Annotated in this window: 18 protein-coding genes, 3 tRNA genes and 1 pseudogene; 12 read left to right on the forward strand and 10 right to left on the reverse strand. The window is 42.9% G+C overall.

The features are described from left to right. Positions 1–73: 73 nt before the first annotated feature. On the reverse strand, positions 74–298 hold the full coding sequence (locus tag NQ565_RS08975; RefSeq protein WP_005655197.1) for a DUF4248 domain-containing protein: 225 nt from the start codon (positions 296–298) through the stop codon (positions 74–76). 256 nt (positions 299–554) lie between these two features. Here NQ565_RS08975 and NQ565_RS08980 point away from each other — a divergent pair, with 256 nt between their 5' ends. The 3 genes from NQ565_RS08980 to NQ565_RS08990 are packed head-to-tail and all read left to right on the forward strand — an operon-like array spanning position 555 to position 1655. Further along, on the forward strand, positions 555–1055 hold the full coding sequence (locus NQ565_RS08980) for an HU family DNA-binding protein (RefSeq protein ID WP_005655200.1): 501 nt from the start codon (positions 555–557) through the stop codon (positions 1053–1055). A gap of 54 nt (positions 1056–1109) precedes the next feature. Next, complete coding sequence (locus NQ565_RS08985; RefSeq protein ID WP_151878525.1) at positions 1110–1211, forward strand: smalltalk protein; 102 nt, start codon at positions 1110–1112, stop codon at positions 1209–1211. Between the two features lie 3 nt (positions 1212–1214). Next, a complete protein-coding gene (locus NQ565_RS08990) occupies positions 1215–1655 on the forward strand; it encodes an N-acetylmuramoyl-L-alanine amidase (RefSeq protein ID WP_005655202.1) in 441 nt (146 codons plus the stop codon). A 38-nt stretch (positions 1656–1693) separates the two neighbouring features. Here the strand turns inward: NQ565_RS08990 and NQ565_RS08995 are convergent, their stop codons facing one another. From NQ565_RS08995 to NQ565_RS09020, 6 genes are all read right to left on the reverse strand, one after another. Next, entirely contained in the window at positions 1694–2314 is a 621-nt protein-coding gene (locus tag NQ565_RS08995) for a UpxY family transcription antiterminator (RefSeq protein ID WP_005655204.1), read from the reverse strand. 145 nt (positions 2315–2459) lie between these two features. Beyond that, a complete protein-coding gene (locus NQ565_RS09000; protein WP_005655207.1) occupies positions 2460–4868 on the reverse strand; it encodes a GumC family protein in 2409 nt (802 codons plus the stop codon). Positions 4869–4911: 43 nt separating this feature from the next. Next, on the reverse strand, positions 4912–5721 hold the full coding sequence (locus NQ565_RS09005; protein ID WP_005655210.1) for a polysaccharide biosynthesis/export family protein: 810 nt from the start codon (positions 5719–5721) through the stop codon (positions 4912–4914). Positions 5722–5757: 36 nt separating this feature from the next. Beyond that, complete coding sequence (locus NQ565_RS09010; RefSeq protein ID WP_040315769.1) at positions 5758–7161, reverse strand: undecaprenyl-phosphate glucose phosphotransferase; 1404 nt, start codon at positions 7159–7161, stop codon at positions 5758–5760. Positions 7162–7668: 507 nt separating this feature from the next. Beyond that, positions 7669–8604: a tyrosine-type recombinase/integrase gene (locus NQ565_RS09015; protein ID WP_040315771.1), complete on the reverse strand. Its 936-nt coding sequence runs from the start codon at positions 8602–8604 to the stop codon at positions 7669–7671. A gap of 210 nt (positions 8605–8814) precedes the next feature. Continuing rightward, positions 8815–9399, reverse strand: a complete 585-nt coding sequence (locus NQ565_RS09020; protein WP_005655216.1) for a Crp/Fnr family transcriptional regulator — start codon at positions 9397–9399, stop codon at positions 8815–8817. Between the two features lie 128 nt (positions 9400–9527). Between NQ565_RS09020 and NQ565_RS09025 the strand changes: the two genes are divergently transcribed. The 8 genes from NQ565_RS09025 to NQ565_RS09060 all read left to right on the forward strand — a co-directional run bounded on the left by NQ565_RS09025 (position 9528) and on the right by NQ565_RS09060 (position 18301). Further along, positions 9528–10868, forward strand: a complete 1341-nt coding sequence (locus NQ565_RS09025; protein ID WP_005655217.1) for an MATE family efflux transporter — start codon at positions 9528–9530, stop codon at positions 10866–10868. Between the two features lie 265 nt (positions 10869–11133). Beyond that, a tRNA-Ser gene (locus NQ565_RS09030) sits at positions 11134–11220 on the forward strand. 54 nt (positions 11221–11274) lie between these two features. Continuing rightward, a tRNA-Glu gene (locus NQ565_RS09035) sits at positions 11275–11346 on the forward strand. 16 nt (positions 11347–11362) lie between these two features. Beyond that, positions 11363–11435: transfer RNA gene (locus NQ565_RS09040), tRNA-Lys, on the forward strand. 284 nt (positions 11436–11719) lie between these two features. After that, positions 11720–13246 (forward strand): lipopolysaccharide biosynthesis protein, encoded by a 1527-nt coding sequence (locus NQ565_RS09045; RefSeq protein WP_005655220.1) that lies wholly within the window; start codon positions 11720–11722, stop codon positions 13244–13246. Positions 13247–13296: 50 nt separating this feature from the next. Next, entirely contained in the window at positions 13297–14460 is a 1164-nt protein-coding gene (locus tag NQ565_RS09050; RefSeq protein ID WP_040315773.1) for a Coenzyme F420 hydrogenase/dehydrogenase, beta subunit C-terminal domain, read from the forward strand. Positions 14461–14464: 4 nt separating this feature from the next. Continuing rightward, on the forward strand, positions 14465–15568 hold the full coding sequence (locus NQ565_RS09055) for a polysaccharide pyruvyl transferase family protein (RefSeq protein WP_005655222.1): 1104 nt from the start codon (positions 14465–14467) through the stop codon (positions 15566–15568). Positions 15569–15769: 201 nt separating this feature from the next. Then, the gene (locus tag NQ565_RS09060; RefSeq protein WP_005655223.1) at positions 15770–18301 is read left to right on the forward strand and encodes a hypothetical protein; all 2532 of its coding nucleotides are present in this window, start codon (positions 15770–15772) and stop codon (positions 18299–18301) included. A gap of 161 nt (positions 18302–18462) precedes the next feature. On the opposite strand, the pseudogene NQ565_RS09065 reads toward NQ565_RS09060, so the two are convergent. Next, a pseudogene (locus NQ565_RS09065) lies at positions 18463–18662 on the reverse strand (IS66 family transposase); the annotation flags it as partial. Between the two features lie 201 nt (positions 18663–18863). Continuing rightward, positions 18864–21821 carry an AsmA family protein gene (locus NQ565_RS09070; RefSeq protein WP_005655231.1) on the reverse strand — a complete coding sequence of 986 codons (2958 nt, stop codon included), beginning with the start codon at positions 21819–21821 and terminating at the stop codon, positions 18864–18866. 288 nt (positions 21822–22109) lie between these two features. On the opposite strand from NQ565_RS09070, the gene NQ565_RS09075 reads away from it, so the two are divergent. Beyond that, positions 22110–22787 carry an MIP family channel protein gene (locus NQ565_RS09075; protein WP_005655233.1) on the forward strand — a complete coding sequence of 226 codons (678 nt, stop codon included), beginning with the start codon at positions 22110–22112 and terminating at the stop codon, positions 22785–22787. A gap of 107 nt (positions 22788–22894) precedes the next feature. Here the strand turns inward: NQ565_RS09075 and NQ565_RS09080 are convergent, their stop codons facing one another. Next, a complete protein-coding gene (locus NQ565_RS09080; protein WP_005655234.1) occupies positions 22895–23743 on the reverse strand; it encodes a mechanosensitive ion channel family protein in 849 nt (282 codons plus the stop codon). Positions 23744–23831 lie beyond the last annotated feature (88 nt).

Here is a 23831-nt window from a genome sequence, read left to right on the forward strand (position 1 = left end):
TCAGGCTGGAATGCCCGGAGTTTCAGATGCAAACTCCGGGCATTCGGTTTTTAAACGCCTGGCTTTTCGGAGGCTACGGTTCTCCCAATGCTTCTACGATGACGTGCACCTGAATAGGAGTGTAGCACTTGGCATTGGGAAGCATGCCGGTGGCGGCAAGCTGTTCCAGGAGTCCGGGCTTGAAGGCTATCCAACGGTTGAGCTTGCGGACGGCTGCCTTGGGCGTGATGCTGGGACTGTATAAGATTGCCAGCTCGCTTTTGCTGTAGCTGCGGGGGATGAAAGAGGATTTTTCCATGTTCTTTATTACTTGTTTTTATGATGTAAAGTTAGTGAAAATTAGTGGTTTGCGAAAGAAAAAAGGACAGTTTATTGCGTCGTAAGGTGTCATAAGTTGCAGAAAAACGCTTTATGGTGTGCAATGATGTGCGAAGGAGCGGAAAGGGGCGGAAGCGGGTGGGGAAGGTGCTATCTTTGTATCGCCGGTCAGAAGAAAGGGCCCCTTCGGATTGAGCGATGAATGATTTACAATTAACAATTAAAACTTAAAAATTATGGCAACAGCATTGGTGGTACGCGCACAGCGCTACAAAAAGATTGGCGACAAGACGTCTCCGTTGGTTTATATCCTGAAAAGAAAACCGCGCGACGCGAAGATGTATGATTTGAAACGCATCTCGGAAGAAATAGAGGCTTTGGGAGGTATGTCGGCAGAGGATGTGCTGCACGTGGGCAAGGCGATTGTGAGAAACATGCGCGAGAAGCTGACCGACGGCAACAGTGTCCGTCTGGATGATTTCGGAATTTTCCGCACTTCGTTTCACTGCATAGCAACGGAAAATCCCAAGGATTGTACGGTGAAGAATATTGACAAGGTGCGGATTAATTTCAAGGTCGCCACTACGCTCAGACTGGTGAATGACTCGGTTGCCACCACGAAGGGCGCACCCAACAACATTAATTTCGAGCTGGTGTCCGACGACAACAAGACATCGGGCGGTAGCGGCAACGGCGGCGGAAATGCCGGCGGTGAGGAAGAGAACCCGTTGGGATAAGGATAAGGTATTTTGAATGATGAATTTTAAATTTTTAAATTGAAAAAAAGAAGTATGGGAAAAAGTAAAGGTTTTTGGGATACGATTTTGAAAGTGGTAATTGCAGTGGCTTCGGCTGTGCTGGGTGTGTTTGGTGCGAATGCGATGAACTATTAGGAGATGAGAGCGATTGACCTGATAGTAATCCATTGTAGCTCCACGCGCGAGAACTATGCGTTGACAGAACAGGCGCTGGAGGCTTCTCACAGGCTTATAGGGTTCGACGGAACGGGGTATCATTTCTATGTGCGGCGTGACGGAAGAGTCCTGGCTACCCGTCCGGTAAGCAAAGTGGGGGCGCATGCGCGGGGCTACAATGCTCACTCGATAGGCATCTGTTATGAAGGTGGGCTGGACCGTTACGGAAATCCGAAAGATACGAGGACAGAGTGGCAGCGACATTCGCTGAGTGTGCTGGTGGGAAAGTTATTACAGGAATATCCCGGTACGTGTGTAGTGGGGCACAGGGACCTCAGTCCCGACCTGAACGGAAACGGGGAAGTGGAACCCATGGAGTGGACCAAGCAATGTCCCTGCTTTGATGTAGGGAAGGAATTCTGATAGCGGGATGCTGAAAAGGCTGTAGGGTGATAGTAAAATCATCGTACAGCCTTTTCTTCTTGTTGCCTCCTCTTCTGTATTTCTTTTGTCTTTTTGTTCTTTTGTCCTTCCATTCCCTCCCCCTTTTTCTCGACAAATCCTATAGGTACATCCACATGCGCGCACCCCAACATATCCAGCCGCACAGCAACTTTACTTTTCCCGTTCACAGTGATAAGCTCTCCTTCGAGTCCGGCAAGCGGCCCTTTTATTACTTTCACGGCATCGCCGGGAGCCAGCGGGGCGCTGCACATTTCCACCGCTTCGGGACTGTAGTCGAGCATGAAGCGGAACCGGTCCATCTGTTCGTCGGGGATAACGGCAGGGGTGCTTTCGCCGCGCAGTACCATATAGCGGCTGACCGCCTGCAGGCTCAGGGGGAGCGGCCGTTCCTGCGGAGTGACATGCACGAATATCATCATGGGAATCACAAGACGGTCTACCCGTTTGCGGCGGTCGCTCCACTGGCGAATCTCGCTCTGGACGGGCAGGTAGCACTCGATGCCCATAGCGGCAAGCCGTTGTGCAGTCTTTTTCTCAAGGCACGACTGTACATAGGCCACCAGCCATTGGCGGGGTGCTGTATTGGTTTTTGTTTCTATGTGATTCGTATTCTGCATTGTTTTTTACGTTCGGTTGGGTTAAAAAGTATGCCGGGCAGCAGCGCTCTGCTGCCACAGCATACAAGCAAACAAACAAAAAATAAGCCCGGAAACAAGGACAGCATTGCATGTAGAAGTTCCCCAGGCTTATGGGGTGAATATCTTATTTCGAATCGGAAGTATCGCCATAACCGTACCCGTAGCCATAGCCGTAGTACCTGCCGTACTTGCCGTAGCCGTAATAGTAGCCGTACTTCTTCTTTTTCATGTCCAGGCCGTTGATAACAGTGCACAGACCGGGCAAACGCTTGTTGGCGTACAGCTCGTTGATGAGCTGGTAGTCGTTCTTATGCGTATAGTCGGCACGGCATACGTAAACGCTGATGTCGGCAACGCGTGCTATGAGCTGCGTGTCGGTGACCATGCCGATAGGGGCAGTGTCGAGCACGACATAGTCGTAGTCTTTTTTCAACAGTTCGATGGCATCGTCCAGGGATTTGCGTGCCAACAGTTCCGTGGGGTTGGGCGGGATAGTTCCGCCAGGTAGGATGTGGAGGTTGGCAGACAGGTCCGAAGACTGTATCATGCTTCGCAGGTCTGTACTTTGTGGAGCAACCAGATATTGGGTGATGCCGCGTTCCTTGTGCGAAATATGGAATACTTTGTTCAATCCCGGCTTGCGGATATCAAGTCCCACAATGACTACTTTCTTACCCAATAGCGCCAAGCTGACAGCGAGGTTGGAGGCGATGAAAGTCTTTCCTTCGCCACTTGTGGTGGAGGTGACGAGAATTACTTTCTTGTCAGGGTCGCCCAACATGAAAAGCAGGTTGGTGCGCAGGCTGCGGAAAGTCTCTGCCATGATGTCGTTGTCGTTTTCGCGGACGGCGATGGCGTACTTTTCATCGGAGTCGTTCAAGGGAACATCGCCGATAACAGGAACACGCGTAAGTCTTTCGACATCAGAATGTCCTTCGATGCGGTAGCTGAGCAGGCTCAGTATGTAGATGATGGCAACCGGAATGCCGAAACCGAGTACCAGGGCTGCCAGGTAAATTATCTTTTTATTGGGCGATATGGGTACATCATCCGCCAATGCGTCATCTATGATTTTAGCGTTGTTGGCGGTGGCGGCAAGTGCGATATTGTTTTCTTCGCGTTTCTGCAACAGCATCAGGTAAAGTCCCGCCTTGATTTCCTGCTGGCGCTGGATGCTGACAAAGCGGCGTTCCTGTGCAGGAGCATTGCTGATTTGACCGGCATATTTGCCTGCCTGGCGGTCGAGGTCGGCTTTAGTGATGAGCAATCCCTTGTATACGCTATTGATGGTAGTCAGAAGGCTGGCATGCATATCGTCGATGTTGCTGTCGAGCCGGCGGACTACAGGGTTGGAGTCGGAAGAAGCGCGGCGCAGACGGTTGCGCTCCAGAATCAGTGCATTGTATTGGGATATTAAAGATGTGAGCGCTTCGTCATCTAAGCCTACATTGACCGGCAATGTAGTATTGGCATTCTCCGGTTTGTTAAGATAATCGGACAGATATTTTATCAGATTCAATTGTGTGCCGTTTTCCACGCATAGCTTTTCGTATCCGGATTTTTCAGCAATGGCAAGTTTGGCATCACTGCTAAGGTCGGTCAGCCCGGATTCGCGTTTAAAACTTTCCAACTCCTGTTCGGTAGTTCCTAATTCCTGATTGATAATGGCGATACGTTCATCGATAAAGCGGGCGGTATTTTGAGCCACTTCATTCTTGTCGTCATTGGCATCGCGGTTGTATATCTCTACCAGTTTATTGATAAAGTCTTCGCCGCGTTTTTTATTCGTATTGCTTATTGATATGGTAGCCACAGAGGTGGTCTTGCTGGTAGGTTCAATGGCAAGTGCCTTGCGGTAGTTTTTTGCCACGGCAAGCGGATGTTGGATTGTGATTTCGAGCTTTCCGTTCTCTGTAATGGGAACTTGTGAATTGGGCATAAAAGTTATAGTGCCTTTTTCACCGGACAATACTGCCGGCAATTCGGTAAAACTTTTATTGAAAGTCTTTTCCTCGTCGCTTCCCTTGCCGGTAGTTACATTAACTTCTATCTGTCCGTTTTTCTGATAGCCGACAGTGAGCAACATGGGTGCATCGAGCAGTTCTGCATCTTTGGGAGAATAGTGGACAAGTATAGGCGATGAGCCGTAAAGGTCTACGGTTTTGAAACCTTTGGAAGCCGTGTAGTCGATATAGAGTCCCAATTCATTAACCACATCCTTTATCAAGGACTTGCTTTGTAAAATTTCTATTTCGTTGTCGATGTTTTTTGACGGGTTGAGGAGTCCAAGGTCTTCGAGTCCTGAAAATTCGCTTCCTAACATGCCGCCTTTCTTCTCATCCTTGATAAGGATAGATGCATTGATATTGTAAGCAGGGGTGCTTTGTTTCAGGTAAATCCATGCACATGCCATACAGATAATGACGGATGCAACAAACCAGGGCCAGCGGATGATGTACTTGAAAAGGCTGGCTTTGAAATCTATCTGTTCCTCTTTGTCTTCGAATATGTCGTCGTAAAGTTCTTCTTTCATAAAATCTTGAATAAACTATAATGATGATGCTTTCCGGTTGTGGTTATTTGATGATTGTAGTAATTAAACTTGCCAATGAAACGAGCGTTCCTACTACGCTGATCCATATAGTGGTGCTATTACTGATACCGGAGTTCTTGGAAATCGTTTTATTGGGAGTGACATAAAGTATGTCATTCTGCTGCAAATAGTAATAGGGCGAATTGATGATATCACTGTCATTCAGGTTTAAGGTAATGATTTCGCGCTTTCCCTGATTGTCTTCCCGAATCAATTTTACTTTGTCGCGGATACCATATACGGTCATATCTCCTGCCATGGCAAGTGCCTCGAAAATGTTTACCTTTTCATTGGAGATGGTAAATGTGCCGGGATGGGCAACTTCACCGATAACGGAGATTTTATAGTTGACCATGCGTACGGTAACAATGGGTATTTCACGGAATTGAGGTTGGAGTTTGTCTTTTATCAATTCTTCCGCTTCGCTTTTTGTCAGACCGCCTATGTGGATATTACCGATGATAGGGAAGTCTATGTCACCTTTATTGTCTACCAAATACTGTTGCAGTACAGGCTGGTTTGTCAGGTAGTTGTTCTCTTTGCTTAATGGACTCGTCACCGTTAAATTGAACGGTATCGCCAATTCCGGTTCTTCGGGGCAACTCACTACGATAGTAAGTAGGTCTTTCGGCATGATGCGTGCATCATATAACGGCATATCAGCTGTGCCGGTATCTCCGGCAGCAACTTCTTGCAGTGCATCCTGAAGATAAGGAACTTTTTTATAGCTTTGACACCCTGCCAGCAATAGCGGCAACAACAATAAAATAATCAGACTTTTTCTTTTTCTCATGTGTTTTGATTTTTAACTCTCAGCTTTCAACTCGTTTTAGTAGGCTTCTTTTTCTCCTTTTACCGCATTCTTCACGGTTTTGTAGATAATGTACAGGTCGAGCATGAATGTCCAGTGTTCCAGATACCAGATGTCACGCTCCACGCGTCCTTCCATTTGCCAGAGTTCCTTGGTCTCTCCGCGGAAGCCGGTGACTTGCGCCCAACCGGTGATGCCGGGTTTGACAAGGTGGCGTACCATATACTTATCAATCAGCTTGGAGTATTCTTCGGTATGTTTCAGCATGTGCGGGCGGGGACCTACTACGGACATGTCGCCTAACAGAACGTTGATGAACTGTGGCAGTTCGTCAATGCTTGTTTTGCGCATGAAATTGCCCAAACGGGTTTTGCGCGGGTCGTTTAAAGTAGCCTGCACCTTATCGCTGTCCTTGTTGACACGCATGGAACGGAACTTATAGCACCAGAACTCCTTGTTCTCTTCGCCGCTACGCTTCTGCTTGAAGAAGATAGGTCCGGGCGAGGTTATCTTGATAGCCAGTCCTATTATGATGAAGATGATAGGAAAGATTGTGCATAGGAACAATAGTGAGAACACGATGTCGAACAGGCGTTTTGCCAACCGGTTTTCGGGTTGCGCCAACGGTTCCTGACGAATGTCCAGCACAGGTACGCTTCCTATCAGTTCAAGGTGCATGCGCCGTTTCAGGTAGTTGCGTACGTTGGGCACGCTGTAAAAATGAATCAGGTTGTTTTCGCAGTAGCTGATGATGGGCAGAATCTCTTTGCTATGCGAGGAAGTAAGACCGCAGTACAACTGTTCGGCCTTACTTTTCTTAAGATAAGGGATTACTTCTTGGGGAGTGCCCAGATAGCGGCATTCCTTCGGATAATTGTCGGAAGGATGCTCGGCAAAATAGCCCACTACCTTGAAGCCGGAAGTAGGGTCGGCGGTCATCTCTTCGTAGAGTTCGACCATATTGAATCCATCGCCCACAAGTGCAACAGTACGACGGTTGCCTCCCTTGCGGCGGTATATCTTGACGAAATGCCTGAATATGAGTCTGTATAATACAAGCAGTGCAAGGAATGCCGTATAGAATATAACGAGGAAGCGTGTAGACAAGCTGCCGAAATGCACCAGCGTGATAAGGCTGATGAATACTACCGCATGGCAGAATGTATTGCGTACGGCACGCATTACGATGTGGTCTGCACGTACGATGCGGCGATGAAGCACGACTCCTTTGGAATAGTTACATAAGAGATAGACCAAATTCAACAATACCAACAATTGCGGCAGTGAATCGGAGAGAAGGATACGCTGGGTATCTGTGTCCAATACATAGTACAAGGTTACAAAGAGTGCATTGAGAATGCATAAATCACCGGCAATGATGATACTCTTGATAATTTTGTTGAAACGCAAAATTTGTTTCATGATCTTCGTAATGTCTTATCAATCATTGAATTTTTGTAAATAAAATAATTGATTTTCCTGTCTTATTTGTTATGATTAATTATGGGTTCTCTTACTTACAAGGTAAGAGATAGCCTATTCCCTTACTTACAAGGTAAGAGAACCATTATTTCGTTTGCAAAGGTATGAAAAATATTATCATTACAAGCAAAAAAATATTTATTTTTAAATCTCGAATACCCATCATAACTACTCATAAAAAGGCATAAAACATATTTTAAAAGTATTAAATATTTACATGTCTCATTGTGTACATTGCTTTTGTTTAACAAAGTTTCAAAAATGTCATTTCGCTTCCATGCCTTTATAGAAGCCTAAGGGATACAATGGGAAAAGTGCTTTTTATGTTATTATAAAAAGCTTTTTTACAGTATTTTATTCATTCTCTTACCTTGTAAGTAAGAGAATGAACTATCTATGAAACAATTTTATATAGCAAGTAATATTAATTTACATGCTATTTTTATTCTATTCCCTTTTTTTTCTCTTTTTCTTTTTGGAGTGAATGGTGGAAATTACCTTCCGGTTGGCTTTGCTCATTGCATTATTGTTAAAAGAAGAGAGGTATACGTGTGTCACCTTTTCGGAACTATGTCCCAGCCCTTCGCTTATCATGGCAATGGCTACTCCTTCTTCTTTGGCGGTGGTGGCCCAACTGTGGCGTGCCACGTAGGAGGTGAGCGGCACACTCAGGCGCAGCATCTTGGATAGCCGGTGCAGGTGCTGGTTGTAAAGACGCAGAGCGCTTTTGTACTGCCGGTAGCCTTCCGGACCGACCGCTGAGAGTATGGGCAGAAGGTAAGGAGAGGGGGAGTGCTTGTCGGTGTAGCGTCGCAGAATCTCGGCGGCGTACGGTTCGAGGTAGACCGATAGCTGCTGGCGGGTCTTGCGGCGGTAGTAGTAAATGGTATTGTGTTTCATGTCCGTTTTGCGGAGATGAACCAGGTCGACAAACGGAATGCCTCTCAGGTAGAAGCTGAGCAGGAATAAATCGCGGCTGAAGCGCAGGTGGGGGGAGTGTTCCAGATTCAGTTGCGAGAGACGCCGTATAAGGGCGGGGGAGATGGCACGTTTGGCGGTAGGCTCGTAGCCTGTGAATACGAAGCGGAACAGCTCGTCGGCAGGTATCGTATCGGGAATGCCTTGCTGGTATGCCTGGTTGAATATGGAACGCAGCATGCGCATATAGGCGGAGATGGTATTGTGGCGCCGGCCTTTCTGCAACAGGCTTTCTTCGTATCGTTTTATCATTCCCGCCGTCACTTCCTTGAAGGTAAGGGGGATGTCGCCGGTAAAATTCCGGAAACTGTTGATGGCGCCGGAATACAGGTTGGCTGTGCCGTAGCGGCCGGCGCTTCTGGCTTCTTCGATTGCGCTTTGCGCAAAAGTGTATATGGTAGTCATAATCTGAATTTTAAGTTGGATAACGAGCTTGATAAACAAGCTATCTCAAAAAAAGATTTGAGATAAGACGGGTTTAAGAGTCCGTTTAAATTTTGTTCAGCTTCTTTGGGAAGTTCTTTTTGAAGAAAATTCAAAGGGACTCCGTATATAGAAAGGGTAAATATTCTATATGGATTCAGATTATGACCGGTCCGGGCATTCCCGTAAAAATCAGAGTATGCCCGAACGTACCCGGCTTAAGGTCTCTGGAGTCATCAGCAGGTAGGAGGCTATGTGCGACAGAGGGGCGCGCTTGATGACTTCCGGCTGTTGTTCCATCAGCTGGCTGTAGCGTTCGCGTGCTGTCTCGAACCGCCAGGAATCAGCTTTGATTTGTGAAACAATAAGGGAATATTCGAGTATCTTGCGATAGAACATATTGATTTCCCACGATATTTCGGTAAGAAGCATCAGCTTGTCATAGGGCAGCAGGTAGACCACGCTGTCTTCGAGCGCTTCAATCATGAGGTGGGTGGGCTCTTTCTTCAGCGTGCTTTCAATGCAGATGACGATACATCCTTCGTAGGAGAAATGCTCGGTGACGTCTTTTCCGTTTTTGTAATAGAACTGGCGCAACATGCCTTTGCCAACGAGTACGATATTATGGCTTACCTGTCTCTCTTTCAGTAAAAGTTCGCCTTTTTCCACTTCTCTGCGGATCAGGATTTCTTCCAACTGCCGTCTGCCTTCGGGCGCCATGCCGGGATAGCGGGAGTTGACGGTGGCATTCACTGTTTCTTTGAGTAATGTGTCCATAATGGTTATGCAGGTTTGGGTGTCATTTAGCGTGGCAAAGGTAGCAAAAAATATTTGATATGCGTCAAGTTGTTCTCCCTTTCCTTTCCGTATCTTTGCACGATTTTTATCATAGCGCTTCTACAACAATGATACAGCAGGAGAATCTGAAGAAACGGCTTGCCAGGCTGGCGGCCCCCATTTTCATAGAGACATTATTAATCATGATGCTTGGCGCGGTGGATACCGTTATGCTGAGCCGCCATTCGGACAACAGTGTGGCTGCCGTAGGGGTGGTCAATCAGATTATCATGCTGACTTTCCTGGTGTTTGAGGTGATTAATCTCGGTACTTCCGTGTTGTGTTCGCAGTATCTCGGCGCACGGCTGCATAAACAGGTGGTGCAGGTGGTGGGAGTATCTCTCCTGGTGAACTTCGCGGTGGGTGTAGGCATCAGCATGCTGCTGTTTGGGTGTGCGGAGCCTATCCTGCGGCTGATGGGGCTGGGGCCCGAACTGATGCAGGACGGCATGGACTATATGCGTATTGTAGGGGCGTTCGCCTTTTTCCAGGCATTGTCGCTTACTCTTTCCGCTTCGTTGCGCAGCGCCAACAAGGCGGTGTATCCGATGCTGGTGACGGTGGTGGTGAATGTGCTGAATATAATAGGTAACTATTCCTTGATTTTCGGACGTTTCGGCTTTCCGGAATTGGGAGTGGAGGGGGCGGCCATCTCTACGGCTTTCAGTAGAGGGGTGTCCATGGTGATCCTGTTTGTAATCTTGTTCCGCAAGCATATCCACCGTTTCCCGCCGGCCTACTTCCGTCCGTTCCCTTGGGTGGAGTTGAAGAACCTGATGAAGGTGGGGCTGCCTTCTGCCGGCGAGCAGCTTTCTTACAGTTCGTCGCAGGTGGTGATTACTTATTTCATTAACATGCTGGGAGTGGAAGCGCTTGCCACGCGTACTTATTGTGTCAATATCATCATGTTTGCTTATCTGTTTAGCATCTCCATGGCACAGGGCGGGGCGATATGCATCGGGCATCTGATAGGGGAGAAGAAACCGCGGGCGGCTTTCCTGATGGGGAAATATGTAATGAAGAAGTCGGTGATGATAACCGTGATTCTGTCTTGTATTCTTGCTCTTTTCGGACATGTTATTTTCGGTTGGCTGACGTCCAATGCCGAGATTATAAAGATGGGGGTTACCATTCTGGTTATTGATATTGTGCTGGAGATAGGGCGTCCTGTCAATATCTTCGCGACGAATGCGCTGCGTGCGGCGGGCGATGTGAATTATCCGTTCTATGTAGGGTTGGTGGTGATGTGGAGTGTAGCCGTAGGGCTTGGCTATCTGTTCGGCATTCCGTTGGGTTGGGGCATTTGCGGCATGTGGGTAGCGTTTTTGCTGGATGAAAATATCCGCGGGGCTATTTTTGTGCGCCGTTGGTACAGCATGAAATGGGCAAGCAAGAGTTTTATAAGATAATGCTTAGGGAGGAAAGGCCGGTTTTCTTTATGGGAAGTAAACGGGTGTGTGCAGGTAAAGATAGGGAAACTGAACGGGGATACTCTAAAAGGTGCCTGAGAAAATACTTTTTGCCGAAAAATTAAACAGCGTATTGTGTTTTGAGTGTTAGCGTGTTATCTCTTTTCCTGCAAAAATACTGAAAAAAATATGCGGGAAAGATTTGCATAGTCCAAAAGTTTGCCATACATTTGCACCGCATTTGAGAACAAATGTTGGTTACTAAGGAAGTTTGGGTGAGTGGCTGAAACCACCAGTTTGCTAAACTGACGTACGGGTAACCGTACCGGGGGTTCGAATCCCCCAGCTTCCGCAAGGAACTGAAAGCATCGGTCTGAAAGAACCGATGCTTTTCTAAAAAAAACTTGGTGGATTCGTCTAACGGTTAGGACACATGCCTCTCACGCATGCAATACGAGTTCGATTCTCGTATCCACTACATAAAGCAAATAAACGCACTCTTAGCTCAGTTGGTAGAGCAACTGACTCTTAATCAGTGGGTCCAGGGTTCGAATCCCTGAGGGTGTACAAGGCACAGTTATAAAGACTCTAGGATTTATTTTTCTGGAGTCTTTTGTTTTTTTGTAGATTACAAGTTTAAGATTGCTGATTTATATTTTTTATATAGACTACAAGTATTGTTGTGCCGATTTAGTTTGCTATTTGCAGAACTTGATTTTAGAATAATATCATTTTATAATAAAGAAATAAAAGAAGAACTATTAGTGATTATTGTCATAGGCAATAGAATGGGTTGTACTGTTTCGCTAAGTAGTTGTTTTTAATAATTTTGTTATTAATAAATTTAGAGTATGTCTAATCAAGAGTCAAATAGTAAACGAATAGCTAAAAATACGTTGTTACTCTATTTTAGAATGATTCTTATCATGGTGGTTTCTTTATATACCAGTAGAGTTATTCTGAATGAATTAGGGGTAGAAGATTTTGGTATTTATAATTTGGTGGCTGGTGTAGTTGTATTATTTTCTTTTTTAAGTAATGCCATGGTTACCGCTACGCAGCGGTATTTGAGCGTAGCCATCGGAAAAGGAGATGAAAAATATATCCAGTCTATTTTCTCTACTTCACTTCTTTCTCATTTTATTTTAATTCTTTTTATTGTTTTTGTTGCAGAAACGGTTGGACTTTGGTTTGTAAATACTAAGTTGGAAATTCCTGTGGATAGAATGTATGCTACCAATGTAATTTATCAGTTAGCAATTGCTACAACCAGTGTGAATATTATTCGTATTCCTTATAATGCTAGTATTATAGCTAATGAGCGGATGGCCTTCTTTGCCTATATAAGTATTGTGGAAACATTCTTAAAGCTGTTGGTTGTATGGGTATTGGCAATAACATCAGGTGATAAACTAGTTGTTTATTCTGTTTTATTGTTGCTAGTTGTTATTATTATCGATATTGCTTATTGGTATTATTGTCATAGATTTCTTGTAGCTAATAAATTTTATTTGAAAACAAATAAAAAACTTTTTGTGGAATTAACGAGTTTTTCTGTCTGGAATTTATTTGGCGGATTGGCAGATGTGGGCTATAAGCAAGGAACTAATATAATTTTAAATCTTTTTTGGGGAGTATCGATCAATGCAGTATTAGGTATTACCAATCAAATACGTAATGCTGTTGTTTCTTTTATTGGAAATTTGCAGTTGGCTGTTAATCCTCAAATAGTAAAATCTTATGCTTTGGGTGATTATGAATATTTTAAAACATTGGTATACCGTATATCTAAATATTCCTATTTTTTAATGTTGATAATTGTATTTCCTATAATTTTCAATATTGACTTAATATTAGAGATATGGTTAGAAAATCCTCCTAAGCATACAGCTGTTTTTGCGATATTAACTTCTGTATTTTGTTTGGTTGACTCTTTAACAGGACCATTATGGGCAGCCATGCAAGCAGGTGGAAAAATTAAAAGATTTCAAATTGTTACTGGTATTTGCTTATTATTGAATTTACCTGTTAGTTATTTGTTTTTAATGTATGGATATGTTCCAAGTGTAGTCTTAATTATACAAATTGTTATTACAGGTTTTACAGTCGGAGTTCGTGTCTTGTTTGTTAAATATTACTTGCAATTCTCAATTCGTAACTATGTTAGGGAGGTGATATTTCCCATTGTGTTTGTAACAGCATTATCTTTACCTATAGCCTTATACATCTATGCAGGAACAGGAGGATATTATAGATTGCTTTTATTTATATTATTTGTGCCTATTATGTGCTGTATAATATATGTTTGTGGAACGTGTAAAAGTGAAAAAGAAATGGTTATGCGAACAATACGAACTAAATTTCTAAAGAGAAAATAGTAGTATTTTGTTGGTAAAAACGTTTGAAGAAATGATTAAAAATTATATTAATGAATAATATTTCTCATATACATTCATGTTATGGTTGCGCTGTTTGTGCAATTGCTTGTCCTAAAAAGATAATTGACGTTCGTCTTAATTCTAATGGTTTCTATGAACCTTATATTACAGATGGAGCCAAATGTGTAAATTGTGGATTGTGCCTTGAAGTGTGTTCTTATAATCACTCAGAAATAGCTTTGAATGAACTTCCAAAAGTTTCTTATGGAGCATGGAGTAAGGAAAAAAGTGTGCGGCATATATGTGCTAGTGGTGGCGTTGGATTCGAAATTGGGAGATATCTGATTGGCAAGGGGTATAAAGCTATAGGGGTAAAATATGATGTTAAAAGAGCTAAAGCCGAACATTATGTCGCTTCTTCTGTAGATGAGTTTATTTTATCTATGGGGAGTAAGTATATCCAAAGCTATACATTGTCAGGATTTAAGGAGATCAATAGAAAGGACAAATTTTTGGTTTCTGGAACTCCTTGTCAGATAGATTCGCTTCGCCGTTATATCAATAAAATGAAGTGTCAGGAAAATTTTGTGTTATTGGACTTTTTTTGTCACGGTGTGCCAAGTAAATTTGTTTGGGATAAATATATTAAGGAACAACAGGATAAATTGGGAAATATAGATTTTGTATCCTGGAGAAACAAACAGAATGGATGGCATGATTCATGGGCGATGACTATTAGTCCATCAGATAGAGGAGAAGTTGTTGATTGGTATGATTCTTACAATTTATTAATAAAAGAGAAAAAAGGATGTGTTAATTCTCGATGGACCCAAGGAGATACCTTTTATAATATGTTTTTAGGTAATAACTGCTTGGGTAAAGCATGTTATAAATATTGTAAATTCAAATATGATCATTCATCTGCAGATATTCGTATTGGTGATATGTGGGGAGAGACTTATGCTAAAGAAGACAAAGGTGTAACCGCTTGCGTTGCATTTACTCAACAAGGAATGGATGTGTTGAATAATGTGAATTGTGAATTAGTTGAGTATCCATTTGCAAGAGTAGCAGAAGGGCAAATAAAAACTAAGATAAAATATCCTATGGGATGGTCATTTGTTATTTTTTTTGCTAAATTACAATCCGTTTCAATGAAACAATTGGTCTTTTTTAGTAGAATTATAGGGAAGTTTAATAAAATCTTTAAATAATAATATGCAACAAGCACTGATAGTAACTATTTTTACTGTACCTAATTTTGGCAGTGTTCTACAAACATATGCTACGCAATGTGTTGTAGAACAGTTTGGATATAAGTGTCGGGTACTTAACTATGATCATAATAGAGGAGAATGGGCTAAAGGACATGGAGTACCAGAAATGAGTTTTAAAAGTAAAGTAGGAAATTGGTTGGGCTTGAAAGCTAAACACCGTAAGGCGAAACTTTTGAAAAAATTTGTAAAAAGCCATATTCATCTTACCTCACCTTATGGTACTCTGAAAGATATGGAAGAAAATGAAGGTACTATGTATGATGTTTATATTATAGGAAGTGATCAAGTATGGAATACTAAATACACGAATTGTGACCCTACTTTTCTTTTGGAATTTGCTCATACGGATAAGAAGAAAATATCTATAGCATCTAGTTTTGCATGTAAATTATTAGATGGAAAATATATAGAAATATTTAGAAAAGAACTTTCTAAGTTTTCTGCTTTATCTGTAAGAGAAGCGCATGGTATAGAAATTTTGTCACAGTTAGGCTTGAGAAATTCACAATTAGTTTTAGATCCAACGTTGTTGCTTAGTGCTAATCAGTGGGATGTTCTACGTAAGAAATCTTTGAAATCAGAAAAATATATACTATTATATTTACTAAGATATGCTTTCGAACCGTGTCCGTATATATATGATGTGTTAAAATATTATCAAGATAAGTTGCAGTGTAAAATTATAGCATTGGAGGGATACGAAGGTCACGATCCATATGTAAAGAATTTGAAGATTGAAGATGCAACAGAATCTACTATATCGGAATTTCTTGATTATTTTGCCCAAGCATCTTTGGTTGTGACTTCTTCCTTTCATGGTACTGCTTTTGCATTAAATTACGGTGTTCCTTTATTGTCAATAACTCCGACTAATGGTGATGATAGACAAAGTAGCTTGTTGGAGCAAGTTAAATTGAATCAGTGTAGATTGAGAGTAAATGAAGAAATTACTCATGCTAATCCTTTTTATGATAAAGAACAAGAACAAATAAATTTGGGAAAATTGCGAAAAGAATCTCTTGATTGGATAGAAGCAAATCTTTGATAGAATCTCTTGGGAGACTTCATAAAGATAGAATTTTCGCATTGTAATGATGATTATAATATGTTCAAAGAAAAGAAAATGCATGCATATTTATTTGTTAGTTAAGGTAAAAGCGTGATGGTAATAATCTGTCATGCTTTTTTATTTTAAGTCAAAAATGATGATTACAAGTATACAATATATTTGCTGAAATTTTTTAATATGAAACAGTATAATACAAATTATAGAATCTCATTAGCTTATGTGCTAAACACAATGCTTTGCTTTATCTTCATATTCCCTATGAGGATGAACGGCGGAACTCTATTGGGTGAGTTATCGTTAAGTAATGATTTTTTGTCGGTTGGAGATATTAATGTGTCCGTCTTGTGTCCTAAAGGTGGTATTAATGGTAGTAACAAGTACACTTTAAATATGGCTATAACAAAAATTCCTAGTGAACTAAGAAAAAAGGATGTACGCTGTTCTTTTATTAATGCTTCAGGTAGTTTAGAAACATGGGTTTTTAATGGAGGTACATGGAGTGATGTAAAAGTTTGGAGAAAAGAAGAGATGTCAAGTACTTTTTCATTAGGTATTAATTCGGAAACTTTAATAGGAACGATTAAACGTTGCATAGCAGAGTCAAATATAGGTAAAACAGTTAGTACCGCTGATGAAGAAGATATTACAAGTGTTGATAATGGAAACGGAATACGAGTCTTAAAACGAGCTGACCGTAAATATAACCCTCTTGATTTTAGTGGAAAGGGATATAAAATTTTAAGGAAACATATTGTATTGGGGAAAAATGTATTAACACAAGCTATGATGAATGAGCCTAATACAACATATGTTATTCAGTATGACTATGATTTGGATGGTGGGGAATTAATTGTTCCACAAGGGAGTACACTTCAGTTTGAAGGCGGAAGTGTACAAAATGGCTGTATAAAAGGTTGTAATACTAATATACGAGCCGGATTATATCAGATATTTAAATCAATATCATTTAAAGGAGATTTTTCAAATCATTTTTATGTAGAATGGATGGGGGCTATTGGAGATGGAAATTTTGATAATGCACCAATCTTTAATGTTTGTTTTAATTCTAATATTTTGAACTGGGAGGGGAATGGAAGATGTTATTATTTAGCTTCTCCTGTTATGATAAAGACATTAAATCAAACTATTAAGTTGAGTAATGTAGAAACTAACGGAAACTATGATGCTTTTGTTATAACTAAACATTGGATACAATTGGACATACATTCTTTACGAAATAGAAATAAAATAGCATTAGGAAATGCTTCCGCTATTAAATTGAGTAATAATGTATATAATGCCACATTTAATATATTTAAAATATCAAACTTTAATAAAGGTATCAATTTGTATCCGCGAGTAAAATTTGATGCTGGAGATCCTGAAAATGCTACATACTCTGGTATACAATATTGTGTGTTTACGTGGCAACATATAGAACAATGCGATGATTGTATCGTATTTGATGTGAATGGAGCAGATGAAGGCAAGGGATTATGGATTAATGAAAATCAGTTTAATGGAGGCCGATTATCTGGCAAAAATGGCATCATGCAATATGGACGCGGAAATAAATTTGATGCTATTAATGGAAATGTGTTTAATAGTATTGGTTTTGAAGATATTGATTGTCCTATTAAGTCTTTGTACAAATGGTCTGTAGATAGATTTAATTATATAAGGATGTCCGAATCAATAAGAAATTCAACTTATATAGAAATGGATAATTGTACAAACGTTCTAATAGATTTAAAGTCATATGTTGAAGCATCTAAATTCAAAATCAAAGATTGTAATACAACAGAAATAAGAAGTATGTATAGTGTATATCAGTATAATCAAAAATCTTATGATGTAAAGAAACAATATAGTAATTATCAGCAGCAGAATAAATCATTTTTATGGTATTATGATCATAATAGTAAGGGAGCGGTTAATAAACGACTTCAAAAGAGCATTTCTGAAATTTGGACAGAAGGATCTTCCAGTCCAGATGGAACAATTAATTGTAGTAAGATAATAAATCTTAGTGTATTTTTGGATGAGTTTATTTTGCAATTAGATAAACGAGCTATTAGCATAGCACCCTATTTGGAAATTTATCTAAGTGGAGGTTGTAGATCCTTTATTGTGGAAGATGCTAAAGGAAACGTAATATATTCTACTCATAGACCTAAGAAAAAGATTCAAATTAGTTTTAATAATGAGCTTACACCTATGATTTTTGATGAAGATTTGAATCATTCATTTGTTCATAAAAAAGCTTATTTTAATTCTGCAAATATGTCTGATTTAGAGAAAGATATAACAGATGTTGATTTCTTTACATTTGGAACTTCTGGTTCCAAACCTTCTGTTATAACTTACTCTAAAAAAGTATTATATAGTAATTTTAAACTAATATCTATGTATGAGGGTAGATGTATTTTAAAGAATGAGCAGAATGAAACATACCCGATTGATGAGCCTGGCATCTATCTTTTAACTATATCTAGTGATGATGCTTTGGAAGTTACCAAATTATCTAAGGTAGAGGCTGTGAATACTAAATGTGTTGGTTCTTTTCAAGAGAAGCCTTTAAACTCTGCAATTGGTTTTTCTTATTTTTGTACTGACAGAAAGACTACAGAAAGTAGTACAACAGGCATTATGATTTATCACAAAGGAAACAATATTTGGGTAGATGCGTTAGGGCGAGAGATTAAGTAAGGGTGTTGGTATCGGTCAAATAAATAGTAGTATTGAAATTATAAACTGTTCTGCTTTGTAAGCATCTGATAAAGTACACATTGTCTTTTTCATAAATAGAAAACTCGATATCAACTTTAACATTGTGTTAATATCGAGTTTTTTTTCTTCAATATAAATATTTAAACTCCACTTGTATTCGTATTAGACTTCTCCAACTTCCAAACATCAGGAAGAAGTTCATGAACATTTTTCCCGGAGTCCTTTTCCAGATAATATGGAAGTTTGGCTATGATATCATTCAGCCATTCCCTTGGGTTACTTTTGCTTTACAGGTAGCTAATAGTGAGCATAGGATTGTTGTATTTTCAGCAGCCTTATGCTTATGTAATTTTAATCTATCAGCTTCATGTGCCATCTTACTTTTTAGAGACATTTACTGAATGTTTCTTTTTAGGCACGGAATACACGGATTTCACGGAAAAAATAAAGAAAATCCGCGTTTTCCGTGTATTCCGTGCCTAAAAAAATCATCAAGCGTCTTTCTGCATCCCCTCTTTGTCTTTGGCGATTCGCTGAAAATTTACCTTTTCATAATCTTTTTGAAATCCTCGGCAATCTGCTGCCCCATATTGACTATCGCGCTATCGACTTTATGTACCTCTGCCGGTGTGACCGCATCTTTGTAGCGAGCCTTGCCGAGCTTGAACTTCATATCGTCCAGAGTTCCGGATATATTCAGGCCCAGTTTGAACGGAATGGGGGATTTCAGGATGGAGATGTGATAGTCGAACTTCATATCCAGCCCTTGTGTGCCGCCTACCGCCGCTCTGTAACGGTCCATTGATATTTCGAACGGATAGACGGTTACATTTCCGTCTTTGATGCCGATGTTTACGGATATGCTGTCTATCATGTTTCTTTTCTTGTTTTTGAAGAAGAATTTTTTGGAGATTTCGGCGAAAGTCTCACCGTCCATCAGGACAAGGCTGTCTCCCTTGACATGAATGGCCGACCGCATGGTGGGGATTTTGATGTTCAGGGCGGAGTCCAGGGAAGCGGCGGCAGCCACATTGAAATCGACCGTTCCTTCGAATGAGCGCAGCATGGGGACAATCGTGTCCAGGGAAGGGGCGAAGTCTACCAGCTTCCCAATGTTGATGTTGTGTAGCCGGAAGTCGAAACCGGCAAATCCCTCTTCCGGAGATTTTGCCTGATAGACGAGGGTGGTGTTCATGTCGGAACCCATGCCTTTCATGCTGAGCTGTTTCAGGTAGACGGACTGGTTGCGGATGTCTACAGCTCCGCGGACATCGTTGAATGTGACTTTCTCGTAAAAGATTTTCCTGAAATCGGTCTGCAGTTCAAAATCCAGGTTCTTGGGGATGACGAACAGCTTTACTTCGGTGGAGACCGTATCGCTTTCCGCAGCTAGTGTATCCGACGGGAGCGATATCGACCGTATCAACTGGTTGCAGTCCAACTGTTCGGACGATAGGTCCAATTTGGCGCGCAAAAGCTTGTGATGCCGCATGGCGCCGTACAGGTCGTGAATTGAACCGGTAGCGGTGATATCGGATTTGCCGATGCGCATGGTGGCATTGCGCAGGGTGATGACGCGGTCGTTTACCGTGACGGAAGTTTTCTGCACCTGTATGGGAAGTGCACATTCCGGGGTGCGGAACGCCATGCGGTGGAAACCGATGATGCCTTTGGGTGTCCACAGCGAATCGCGTACTTTTTCGGCTGTTATTCCGATGCCTGCTTTGTCCATTCCCAGGCGGGTGTCGCCCATGCGGCAGAACAGTGTGTCCACTTCCAGTGTAAGCCCTATCTGCGGATTGGCAGGGTTGTGCTCTCCGGGTTGCAGCTTGAGGCGGGCGGATGATTTTCCGCAAAAGAGGTCGAGCGAATCCGCCAGGGATACTCTCAACTTGTTCATCTCTATCTTGCATTTCGTCTTGGCAGGGCGCAGCGTGTCTTGGGAAGGATAGGTGCTGATTGCCGCCGTAAAGCTTTCCGTGGCTGAGTTCAGGGCAGGTGAGCGGAGCGTCATATCCTTGATTTCAACACGCCCTCCGAGCCATTCGTTGCCGGCAAAGTCCAGCGTAGCGTTGCTTGTGAACTCGAAATTCTTTTGGGTATGGCGTAGCACGAGTTTGTCCGTTCTGATTTTGCCTTGCATCTTTACCCGTCCCCAATCCTGTTTCTTGAGGGTGGACAGGCGGCAACGCAGTTTCAGGTCGGCATTCATCTTTCCATCCATGCCGATGCCTTCCTGAAGAGGGAAAATCTGCGCCAGCGTATTCAGGTCGACGGTGGAGCGGGTATGAAAGGTGATGTCCGGGTCGGTGAGCAGGTTGTCCACTTTCATATCGGCCAATATGTCGGTGTCGGCGCCTTTGAACTGGAAGATTTTCAGGTTCAGGCAAGAGGGGGTGTTCCGCATGAGGTCTATCCGGGCGGAAAAGTCGGCGTTTACCTTGTCTATGCCGTAAGGCAGTCCGGCGTATCTGGCGAAAGCGTCTTTTATCCTGATGTCCAGCGTGGCAAGGGGCATCTTCTGCTTGCCGTACATGCCTTTCAGCGTGCCGATGAAACTTACTTCTCCTCCTGCCGATACTTCTGCCTTTTTCAGGATGCTCTCCGGAATCATGTGCAGTACGGTTTCCAGCGAGGGGGTGTGCAGTCCGTATTGCAAATCGACGTCGAGCGCTTTGGCTGCGGTGTCGCGGCGCACGGTTCCTTTTACTCCCAATTTCGTACCGTTGATGTCAATCATGGCATCGTGCAGGAGCAGGGAGTGTCGGGCGGTATTCAGTTCAAGGTCGGTGCGCAGGTGGGTGGCGATGCGGTTTGCCAACAACTGCCCGTCTTGCCAGAAGAGAAGGTTCTTGTTGCGGAAATCTACTGCCAGCATGGAATGGCCTTTCTTCATATTGGCTTTCAGGGTAAGGTCTGTGTCCCATAGGTTGGCGAAAATGCGTGTGTCGCGGTCGTCCATGGTTACCGTGGCGTGCTGGATGGAAATTTGCCGGATGTCGAGCTCGTCGATGTTCATGGCGTCTCCGGCAGGTGAAGAGACGGACTGTACCGTATCCGGAACGGTGATGTCCCAGTTGGCAATGCCGTCTTTGTTTTTATAGGCGTAGATATCGGCATGTTCCAGCGCCAGGCGGTGGATGCTGATTTTCTGTTGCCGCAGGTAGTCCATGGGGTTGACCACCGCTACCGCCTTTTTGAATGATATCAGGGTGTCGGTCCGTTGCCACAACGTGTCGCGGATGGCTTTGGAAACCAGGGTTCCGTCGGTCAGTTGCACTCCGAAGCGGGGGAATGTTGAGAAAAAGGTAAGCTCCACGCTTTTCATGTCCAGCTTGGCGTTCAGGTTGCGGTTGGCGGCTTCCAATACTATGGGAGTCAGCTTCTCGGAAGTGAATATGAAGTTCAGGACTACGGCAATCAATATGCCTGCAACGGCTGTGAGTGCTCCCAGTATGATACCGGACAGTTTGAGTATTTTCTTGGTTTGACTTTTCATTTTGTAATTCGTTCTGTAAATATTGGACAAGGAGTGATTTCCTTTCCTTAATCATGTGCAAAGTTATAACTGTAATTTGATAAAGCCGTAAGCCGGTATTGTTAAAAAATGATTAAAGGAATTTATGAATGATTTTTCCGCTATAATGAATAATTGAGTTCTTTTTTTATGTTAAAGCATGAATAAATGCTGCTTAAATTTTATATTTGCACCGTTGGTATCCGGTTATGTTGCCTTATATATAAGGTATATCGGGATGCCTTAAGTTTAATCTAATAAATTGATGTTATGAAAAAGTACATTGCAGAAATGCTGGGAACCATGGTTCTCGTTCTTATGGGCTGCGGCACGGCAGTCAGTCTGTCGTGCACATCGGCCGACCCTAATCTGGCGGCCACGGTAATAGGTACGGCGCTTGCTTTCGGATTGTCGGTGGTGGCTATGGCCTATACTATCGGTGGCGTTTCGGGCTGCCACATTAATCCGGCGATAACGCTCGGTTGCCTGCTTTCCGGCCGTATGAGCGGAAAGGATGCCGGCATGTATATGCTGTTTCAGGTAATAGGAGCTATTTTAGGTTCTGCCGTTCTTTGGGTGCTGACTTCCAATTCGGGTGTGAGCGGAACAGGCGCTAATGCCTGCCAGGAAGGAGTTTCCGTAACGGGCGCCCTGCTGGCCGAGATTGTGTTTACATTTGTGTTTGTACTGGTGGTATTGGGCACTACCGATGCCAAGAAGGGCGCCGGTAATTTTGCCGGACTTGCCATAGGTCTCTCTTTGGTACTTGTACATTTGGCCTGCATCCGTTATACCGGTACTTCGGTTAATCCGGCTCGCAGTATAGGCCCTGCGCTCTTTCAGGGTGGAGAGGCTTTGAGCCAGTTGTGGATTTTCATTGTAGGCCCGTTTATCGGTGCGGTGCTGAGTGCCGGAGCATGGAAGATAGTTGCCGGCGGAAAGGAATGAGCCGGTGCCTGCCCTGAACCGGGTCGGTGATATTTGAAGAGGATATTTAAAGAGGATGTTTCCCGATTGCGACAGAATGCTGTGTTTGGGGAACATCCTCTGTTTTTTTACTCTTTCGACTGGTGTACGGTGAGTTGCGGGAACGGGAATCCGATGCCTTCTTCATTAAATGTCTGGTAGACGATTTCGTTGATATCGTACAGTACACTCCAGTAGTCGGCGCTTTTTACCCATACGCGTACCGTGATATCGACGCTGCTTGCGCTCAGTGAACCTAAGACAATGAGAGGAGCGGGGGTGTCCAATATGCGGCTGTCTGCATTGATGATGCGTTGCAGCACGGCTCTTACTCGCTTCACATCCTCGCCGTACTCTACGCCGAACACCCATTCGACACGGCGCTTGTCCTGTTTACTGTAATTGGTGACGGCATTGCCGCTGAGGCTTCCGTTGGGCACATAAATCATACGGTTGTCGAGGGTGGACAGTATGGTGTGGAAAATCTGTATTTCCTTTATCGTGCCGCTTACTCCCGGTCCGTCTATGTAGTCGCCTACCTTGAACGGCTTGAAAATCAGTATAATCAGTCCGCCCGCAAAGTTGGAAAGGTTTCCGGAAAGCGCCATACCTACAGCCACACCTGCGGATGCAAGCAGTGCCGCAAAGCTGGTGGTTTCCACACCGAGCTTGCCGATGATGGCAAAGGCAAGAATCATATTCAGCAGAATCTTTATCAGGCTCTTCAGGAAGGTCTGTACGCTGGTTTCAATCTTCCGCTTTTCGAATATTCTGGCTACCAACGCGCTTATCTGCCTGATGATGAAACGTCCGATTACATAGATTAAAATGGCGATTAATATGTCCTTGCCGGCATCCATTCCAAAATCTATCAGTTTTTCCAATGCCTGTTCGAGTTTCCCACCGGCGGCGGGAGTGTTCAATAAAAGTAAATTCATTTCTTTTTCGCAATAAATAAAATAATATTATAAAATAGGTGTATATTCAGCATGCAAAGATAATCAAAATCCGGGCGGTTGTGGCGTA

It is taken from the genome of Bacteroides stercoris ATCC 43183 (assembly GCF_025147325.1).
GTDB classification, from domain to species: domain Bacteria; phylum Bacteroidota; class Bacteroidia; order Bacteroidales; family Bacteroidaceae; genus Bacteroides; species Bacteroides stercoris.

What these genes read in the sequence shown, in the direction of transcription:
- NQ565_RS09055 (WP_005655222.1), top strand. Translation starts at nt 14,465, where the DNA reads ATGCAACAAGCACTGATAGTAACTATTTTTACTGTACCTAATTTTGGC.
- NQ565_RS08990 (WP_005655202.1), top strand. Translation starts at nt 1,215, where the DNA reads ATGAGAGCGATTGACCTGATAGTAATCCATTGTAGCTCCACGCGCGAG.
- NQ565_RS08985 (WP_151878525.1), top strand. Translation starts at nt 1,110, where the DNA reads ATGGGAAAAAGTAAAGGTTTTTGGGATACGATTTTGAAAGTGGTAATT.
- NQ565_RS09010 (WP_040315769.1), bottom strand. Translation starts at nt 7,161, where the DNA reads ATGAAACAAATTTTGCGTTTCAACAAAATTATCAAGAGTATCATCATT.
- NQ565_RS08975 (WP_005655197.1), bottom strand. Translation starts at nt 298, where the DNA reads ATGGAAAAATCCTCTTTCATCCCCCGCAGCTACAGCAAAAGCGAGCTG.
- NQ565_RS09020 (WP_005655216.1), bottom strand. Translation starts at nt 9,399, where the DNA reads ATGGACACATTACTCAAAGAAACAGTGAATGCCACCGTCAACTCCCGC.
- NQ565_RS09005 (WP_005655210.1), bottom strand. Translation starts at nt 5,721, where the DNA reads ATGAGAAAAAGAAAAAGTCTGATTATTTTATTGTTGTTGCCGCTATTG.
- NQ565_RS09060 (WP_005655223.1), top strand. Translation starts at nt 15,770, where the DNA reads ATGAAACAGTATAATACAAATTATAGAATCTCATTAGCTTATGTGCTA.
- NQ565_RS09000 (WP_005655207.1), bottom strand. Translation starts at nt 4,868, where the DNA reads ATGAAAGAAGAACTTTACGACGACATATTCGAAGACAAAGAGGAACAG.
- NQ565_RS09080 (WP_005655234.1), bottom strand. Translation starts at nt 23,743, where the DNA reads ATGAATTTACTTTTATTGAACACTCCCGCCGCCGGTGGGAAACTCGAA.
- NQ565_RS09045 (WP_005655220.1), top strand. Translation starts at nt 11,720, where the DNA reads ATGTCTAATCAAGAGTCAAATAGTAAACGAATAGCTAAAAATACGTTG.
- NQ565_RS09025 (WP_005655217.1), top strand. Translation starts at nt 9,528, where the DNA reads ATGATACAGCAGGAGAATCTGAAGAAACGGCTTGCCAGGCTGGCGGCC.
- NQ565_RS08980 (WP_005655200.1), top strand. Translation starts at nt 555, where the DNA reads ATGGCAACAGCATTGGTGGTACGCGCACAGCGCTACAAAAAGATTGGC.
- NQ565_RS09075 (WP_005655233.1), top strand. Translation starts at nt 22,110, where the DNA reads ATGAAAAAGTACATTGCAGAAATGCTGGGAACCATGGTTCTCGTTCTT.
- NQ565_RS09070 (WP_005655231.1), bottom strand. Translation starts at nt 21,821, where the DNA reads ATGAAAAGTCAAACCAAGAAAATACTCAAACTGTCCGGTATCATACTG.
- NQ565_RS09015 (WP_040315771.1), bottom strand. Translation starts at nt 8,604, where the DNA reads ATGACTACCATATACACTTTTGCGCAAAGCGCAATCGAAGAAGCCAGA.
- NQ565_RS08995 (WP_005655204.1), bottom strand. Translation starts at nt 2,314, where the DNA reads ATGCAGAATACGAATCACATAGAAACAAAAACCAATACAGCACCCCGC.
- NQ565_RS09050 (WP_040315773.1), top strand. Translation starts at nt 13,297, where the DNA reads ATGAATAATATTTCTCATATACATTCATGTTATGGTTGCGCTGTTTGT.